This is a genomic window from Blautia sp. ZXY-1-B12, assembly GCF_056339915.1.
The window spans coordinates 1-6927 of sequence record NZ_JBWJVP010000281.1; the positions used below are offsets into that span (position 1 = coordinate 1).

General features: G+C 34.4%; 7 protein-coding genes. 2 read left to right on the forward strand and 5 right to left on the reverse strand.

Annotation, left to right across the window (positions count from 1 at the left end; translation table 11 throughout):
• The coding region (gene panD, locus AC075L_RS19775) for an aspartate 1-decarboxylase (RefSeq protein ID WP_476388057.1) at nucleotides 1-242 on the reverse strand (242 nt) is incomplete at its 3' end.
• Between the two features lie 829 nt (nucleotides 243-1071).
• Here panD and AC075L_RS19780 point away from each other — a divergent pair.
• Both AC075L_RS19780 and AC075L_RS19785 read left to right on the forward strand, forming a co-directional pair.
• Nucleotides 1072-1203, forward strand: a complete 132-nt coding sequence (locus AC075L_RS19780) for a hypothetical protein (protein ID WP_008704366.1) — start codon at nucleotides 1072-1074, stop codon at nucleotides 1201-1203.
• Nucleotides 1204-1267: 64 nt separating this feature from the next.
• Nucleotides 1268-1477 carry a DUF6219 family protein gene (locus AC075L_RS19785; protein WP_008704367.1) on the forward strand — a complete coding sequence of 70 codons (210 nt, stop codon included), beginning with the start codon at nucleotides 1268-1270 and terminating at the stop codon, nucleotides 1475-1477.
• Nucleotides 1478-2071: 594 nt separating this feature from the next.
• Here AC075L_RS19785 and AC075L_RS19790 read toward each other — a convergent pair.
• From AC075L_RS19790 to AC075L_RS19805, 4 genes are all read right to left on the reverse strand, one after another.
• Nucleotides 2072-2725, reverse strand: a complete 654-nt coding sequence (locus AC075L_RS19790; RefSeq protein ID WP_008704368.1) for a DUF2290 domain-containing protein — start codon at nucleotides 2723-2725, stop codon at nucleotides 2072-2074.
• Nucleotides 2722-4839, reverse strand: a complete 2118-nt coding sequence (locus AC075L_RS19795; RefSeq protein ID WP_476388058.1) for a DEAD/DEAH box helicase — start codon at nucleotides 4837-4839, stop codon at nucleotides 2722-2724. The genes AC075L_RS19790 and AC075L_RS19795 overlap by 4 nt, the downstream gene beginning before the upstream one ends.
• A gap of 288 nt (nucleotides 4840-5127) precedes the next feature.
• Complete coding sequence (locus tag AC075L_RS19800; protein ID WP_020993837.1) at nucleotides 5128-6381, reverse strand: AbiH family protein; 1254 nt, start codon at nucleotides 6379-6381, stop codon at nucleotides 5128-5130.
• Nucleotides 6382-6418: 37 nt separating this feature from the next.
• Nucleotides 6419-6927: hypothetical protein (locus tag AC075L_RS19805; RefSeq protein WP_476388059.1), on the reverse strand; the 509-nt coding region annotated here is incomplete at its 5' end.

Sequence of the window (6927 nt, forward strand, 5' to 3'; positions counted from 1 at the left end):
GTGCTTACACATCTTGCTGCTGCTCCGTTCAGACAGATCATACCGCTTCCGCGTTTTCCGCAGATTGTGTATGTCTCGAATCGACTGCCATTGTTCACATCTACAATCTGAACTTTCTCATATTCCAGTATTCCGGCAGCTTCCAGCAGTTCTTCATCCACAGTAATGCTTCCCACATAATCCAGTTCAGCCTGGATAACAGTTGCTCTGTGGATTTTTCCTTTTAACATTTCTATTGTCATCTTATATAGTCCTTTCCTGCGGGAAAAATCAGAGTCAAGCAGCACCATAAAAAGGAAATATACCTTTATGATCTGCAAAAAAAGCGCATCAGGATACACTTTGACCCTGAAACGCTTCTGATTGATTCCCTGTATATTGAGTCCTGTTTCTGATACATAAAATATGTTTTACTATTCCATAGATTATTGGAAATCTGATTTTTTGTATCATAAATACCGGCTCGTATCTTTTAAAATTACATACATCCCTCCGTTCCCGTTTCCGGATTCCGGCTGGCTGCTTTTATATAAGATTCCAGTGATTTCAGCCAGAGTATAGTTTTGAGTCCAAATACTATCTCTGAGTGGTATTATTACATCTGGTCAGTTATTTGTCAATAAATTGTTTATTTACTGGTTACTGTTCACTCCGCGTCCAGTAATACACTGCGAAATACAATAAATATGAATCTCCTTGTGCAAAGCCCAAGGAGTATCGTTTGCTTCGCAGACTTAATTTATGCTAATCACATAAGGAACCAAAAAATCACTCATCTGACAAACAATCAGACGGATAGCCTCATCCAACCGTACCTTCCCGGGAGTTATTTCCAATTCGTTCATATGTGCAAAGAAATTTTTCCGAAAGACTTCATACGGCATCAATAACTCTGCCGCAAACAGGTTTGTAATCTGAATGTCAGAAACTAAACAGCTATTACCATAAAAATAAAAAGTTTCTCTTTATGATACAGCTCTCCGAACACTGAAAGAAAAATCTGTCGGAAATAAGCTGCCTTCCACGAAATCCCTCTATGCTGAAAAAGACCGACTTATTGAATTGCGAAATATGCAACGGGAAGATTTTTCTAACCGCCGGAATTATGAACGGGAGTTTCGTACCGTGTCTGCCAATATTGATATGATCCTTGGGAAGAGCTACGAACAGGAACAGCAGATTGAGAAAGAACAGAATTTATAAATTTCCTGTTTTCATGCTTTCTAAAAAGAGGTATTATATAAAAAAACGCAGGAGGTATATTCAAATGAAAGCACATAAATATTGGTCACTTGGTGCATTGGCAGCCATGATTGGAACCTTTTATACCGGCTATAAAAACATGAAAACTGCTCACAAATATTTTGCTTGCAGCTCTCTTCTCTGCATGATTATGGCTATCTACTCCGGTCATAAAATGATTTCTGGTAAATCCAGAAAAAAGAAAAATTCTGTTTCTAAAGAATCTGCAGAATAATCAAAACTAAAGAAATGTTTACATAGGATTGCCTGATGGAATAAATATTTTCCATCAGGCAATCTTGCTATTTTACATCTTTTTTCAATCTGTCGTATAATATATGTAATCCTGTAATCCCATCAAATGAAAACAGTCCTTCTTATCAAACGTTATTATAAGTTTAACCGCAACATTTTTTCTTCCCAGAACAATTTCATACTCTGTTGATTGTTGATAAGAGAGGAATAAATGATGATACACAATCAACAACTGTTCTCATCTATATTTTCCGCAACTCCCTTTATTTTCATAATAAAATTAAGAAAGGCCCTGCACTTGGCAGAGCCTCCCAGCATTTTCTTTTGAGAGCTTTTGCTCCCTAGCCAGATTGTGGTAAATGCTAAACCCTTATAAAGCTGGTAAGGCACTGCCTCCTGGCACAACACCTTACTTCAACGCTTGACAGACACTCCTGTTGCCTGTTGTTAATATTATATTAACTTGCCACCATGAATATGTCAATTACTTTTCTACTATAATTTACACTATAATTTTATAGCTGTTTGTATGAATATAGATTCTCTAACAATTTCCATATTTCATTCTCCATTTTCATACTATTATTCTGCTCTTATTTATGTCTTTTTCTGCAATATGTTCTTCGAAAGCTACTATACCCTCAATTTCAAAATTGAATTCCAACTGTGAACTCGGAACATAATAAAAATGTTCCATAATAAATTTCACAAATTTCATCGGTGATATTGGACGATCTACAGGAATTCTACAATTTTTATATCCCCCTAAAGTAATATGTGAATATGGATGATGCAGTTCGCTCTCCTCCGGATCTCGATTGTAATCAGCTCGAATAATCACAGGCAATACAGATTTATTTAAAATATCTCCGTAAATATAGTCAACATCGTATAATTCCGGATCATTCTGATAAAGTTCATACGACGGTGATGGATAATACCCCAATCTGTGCGAAATCAATTCTTTTCCCGTTCTATTAAAGCGATACATCAACTGTATGATACCGCCATCTGGCAATTTAACATTATAATTATGATTTTTTTCTATTTCATCATAAATTGTACTGTAATCCATATTCCTTAAATATAACGAAATATTTTGATATTTTTCCCATACAATATCCATTTGTTGAATTACAGGATAGTTATATTCTTCTGCCAGTCCACATCTGATCAATTCCCTTGTAACTTTCTTTAACTCTCGAAATACTTTTTCTTGTTCTTTCAATTATACAGCACATCCTTTAAGCGATTCACAGTATCTTCATCTAAATCTTCTTTTCGAATTTCTCCATTTGCAAGTTTACTGGTAATATCCGCCAGATTAGAATTGCTTTTTCTGATATCTCTTAATTCATTTTGAGTCATGTCTCTATGAATAATTCTCATATTCTTTCGTTGTGATTTGTCCGGGTACGTGAACTCTAATTGAAAATTCCTTTCCTTAACGCTGTTAAACTCCTGTATTAACAGATCCATATCATCTCCGATTCCGCTAACCCGTACCCATGCCTTCGATCTTGTCATAGCAGTAAATATAATATTTCGTTTTCTTGATAAGTTGATGCCTCTTGCGCAAAGATTCGCATTTATCAGATAAACAATTGCTGCTTCATTTCCTTTTGCTCTGTAAATCTGAGAGATTGCAATAGAATCCTCCTGAAAAAAATCATCTGGTGTTGTCTGTACCCCAACAATATGCGATTTAATTCCCTTTTCCATTAATTTAACACGGATATGTGACACGTAACTCTTCGTAATTTTGGGATCAGGGTGAATGATCATAATGTCCTGATATCTTAATTCTTCATCATGCAGATTTTTTTCGATATCTTCAACTATCCAATCCGCTTCCTGTACATTATTTTCAAATCTTCTAAATTGTATAAGATCGTCAATTGACGAATGATCCTCTAAAAATGCAGGACTTGTTTCTTCTGTTCTATATAGCGTTACAAATTCTCCATCTCTGATCACACCTTCTTTCACTGTATATCCAATATCTTCCCATAACTGTTTATCTTCAAATAATTGAACTAACGATGTTTCCTCCCGTGCCTCTTTTTTTCTGTAAATTCCAAATCCCAGGCTGTGTGCTGTAATAAGAACTGGTCTTGAATTACGATAACATTTTGATAAGACAATATCCTCCGCCTTACCATTACTGTTATCAAGCACTACATTCGGCCGTCCATTACTGTATCCAAAAATGTCTTCCGGAGATTCAACGTTTTTGTTATCCAGGCTTTGGAGTTCATCATATGCATATACAAGCATACGGCTTTCATGTGGGAGTGACATATAACACATCTGAAGAAAATATTTTGAAAAATCCTGTGCTTCGTCTACTAAAATCACATCATACAATGGCTGGGGATTCGTTACTGATTCTACGGCTTCTTCACATACTCTGTCAAAAGCAGATGAATTTCTTCCATATTTCTGGCACGCATCCATATAATCATAACAAACTAGATTATTTGCCTTACAAAAATTGAAATACAGACCTTCTGAATTTTTACTTCCCCATGCATGAATTATTTTAATTCTGCTCCAATCAGGTTCCTCATTTGTATTTTCAACAATAAAGTTTGTGATCAGTTGAATAAATTGACCCTTTAATGCCCGGCTGTTAAATGTAACTGCTATCATCTTATTTTCATACATAGTATACAGATATGCTACCTTTAATGCCAGAACAATTGTTTTTCCCGATCCTGCCAGACCCCGGATTCGTTGAACACCTTCTACCGTTTCAATGACTGCCTTACTTTGATACTTGTCCAGGCAGGAAATCTGGTCTTCAATTGCTTTTAATTTTGATCCCCTTGACGAAGCCTTCTGAAGATTTTTTCTGCCACCTCTTTTTTTCAGTTGTGAAATCATCTGAATCGCTTCCAATAATTTCTTATAATATTCTTCGCCCTGTTTCCATTCCAGACTTTCTAAATATTCCTTTACTTCTTCTATTGATGTACAAATTTCATCACTCTTCGTTTTATAAAGGGGTGCATAAGACAGTACATTAATCGGCACTTGTAAAACTCGTCTTTTTGACAGATATCCATATCTTTTCAGCTTGGCTTCCATATTATTATATAGTTCATCCAATAACTGAATTTTATCTTCCATATTTTCTTCTGCTAATGTTTCCAGATCAAAAAGTACAATACCCGTCTGTTCGCTCACTAACAATGCATCAACTTTAATTTTTCCATCAATTCCCCCTAAAACAGGGTAGCCCAAATAAAAATATCCGTCTAATCCCATTGTTTCCAAAAGATTTATAATTTCATTTGCAAGCACCTGTTTAGATGTAACTCCATTTACAATTGTAAGCATCTTATCACCCTTTACTTTTAATATGTCATGTTTTTCTGTATATCATTTCTATCATATTGTCACACAGGGAAATTAAATAACCGAACGGTTAACGATTTTTCTCAGATATATGTCTCATATATAGCAGATATACTACCGATTGTCAATCATTGACAAGACATTTCTTCATCTCTTTCTCCATCGTGCATACTAATAAGATCTGTCTTATCCACATATATTCTGGAATTCAGAGCAAACTGAAATGCACTATTGTCTGGATTCACAAATCTTCCCCTGCTTTATTCTTTTTTATTTTTCCCTCATGGAATCAGATTCCAATGTGCACGTATTTATCTTTTGAAACACTATTGTTTTATTTTTCCCACCCGTTCTCTTTACCAATTCATCCTGCCCTATAATTTTTATCAGATTGATAATCTTCTTTTTATAATCCTCTTTATCGGTGTAAAAAATTATTATCTTAACATTTTCGTTTAAAATAAATTTTCTTAATATATCCTTATCCGTAATGTCTAATGAATGTCCAAATATAAAAACTTTATGGTACTTAACTACTCTGTGATGCTTTTTAACTATTCCATTCTCTTTAACGATTGCTGATATTTCATATATTTTTTTCTCAGACTGAATTTCCTCAAGCCAGCCTTCATATAAGCCCCCTGTTTCCTTATGTATTCTTTGAAAAAATTTCTTAAATTCTATAAATTCGAGGTCTTTATCTCTCGCATCTCCTTCCAGATATTCATCAATTCCAAGCACCATATTTGTAGATTGGATATCATTCCTTAAATCAGCTTTTCCATGCACATAATCAAACTCCAAAAACGGATGTTCTCCGTATATCCTCTGATATGTACATGTATAGTTGAACGATAAAATTTTGTCCAAATATGGCAAGTTTTTTATATCTGGCAGTCCATTTCCCAGCATAAAATTGCTAATATAATCTGAGAGATAAATTTCAAGTGCACGTGTAAGTTTATTCAGATCTTCCAGAAGTTTCTGTTTCCAAAAGTCAATTTCTTCTTTTTTCCAGACATGGGTCGCCATTCCTGATGAACTATCCATCTTTTCCAAAAATAGTGCAAGAACGTTTAATTGCCTTTGTGAAAGCACCGTTCCTACGCCTCCCTTTTGTATGGTCTCTTGTATATCCCTGCTTACACTGTTGAATGTCTGTATAATCAGGGAAATTTCACTTTCAAAGTCAATCCACCCGTCTTTTCCTTTTTGCTCTCTGCTTTTATACACCTCTGAAAAATATTTAATCCATGCATTATCCTTGCACAAATCACTTAACTCATGAATTGTTTTTCTTGATTGATCATATAAATACTGATCAAATTCAGAATCTTGTTTACTGTTAAATAAGTCTGTAAAATACTTATAGCAATTGATATCCTCTCCCGCAATCAATTCTAATCCTGAACTTTCTTGTGCCTTATGCTTGTAAAAAAAATCTATAAACTTCAGAAAATCCGCATATTTCGTGGGCAAACCATGTGCCAAATCAAATCCATTTCCTACTATTAAAATATTCATCCTTTGTCCTTTACTGGTTATGAATTTCCACTTAAATCTACAACATCGCCTCTAGTCTATGTTCCAGTTCTATTTTTTGTTTAACATGATCCTTCCAGTAATCCTCATGCCGCCGTATAAATAACTGTATCTTCCTGATACTTTGAGTCACGCTTTCATCCGCCTCTATAATCTGCTTTTCCTGCCCTGCCAGTACAATATAAAATATCTGCGTTATATCATAGAAAAAAGCGCAACACATATGTGTCGTTTTCTCATACCATGCATACATATCTTTTTCTAATATTTTTTCGTAATTTAAAAAACTAAGTTTCCACTCCTCCTTATTTTTCAAATCATATTGAAGAGAATTCAAAATTAAACTAAAGTAACCAGAAAACCATATTTCTCTTAAATTCTCATGTTTTTTCTTCTTTTTCTCGAACAATAAATTCCAATTCTCCAAAATATCTTTACTTATATTTTCTAAGATATATTTTTTTGATGTATCCGATAACCTTTCAAATTCCCAAGCCACAATATCCTCTTTATGATTCTGCAGCATCA

Excerpts from the sequence above, each read along its gene's own strand:
- AC075L_RS19780 (WP_008704366.1), top strand. The coding sequence starts at position 1,072 with ATGCAACGGGAAGATTTTTCTAACCGCCGGAATTATGAACGGGAGTTT.
- AC075L_RS19785 (WP_008704367.1), top strand. The coding sequence starts at position 1,268 with ATGAAAGCACATAAATATTGGTCACTTGGTGCATTGGCAGCCATGATT.
- AC075L_RS19795 (WP_476388058.1), bottom strand. The coding sequence starts at position 4,839 with ATGCTTACAATTGTAAATGGAGTTACATCTAAACAGGTGCTTGCAAAT.
- AC075L_RS19800 (WP_020993837.1), bottom strand. The coding sequence starts at position 6,381 with ATGAATATTTTAATAGTAGGAAATGGATTTGATTTGGCACATGGTTTG.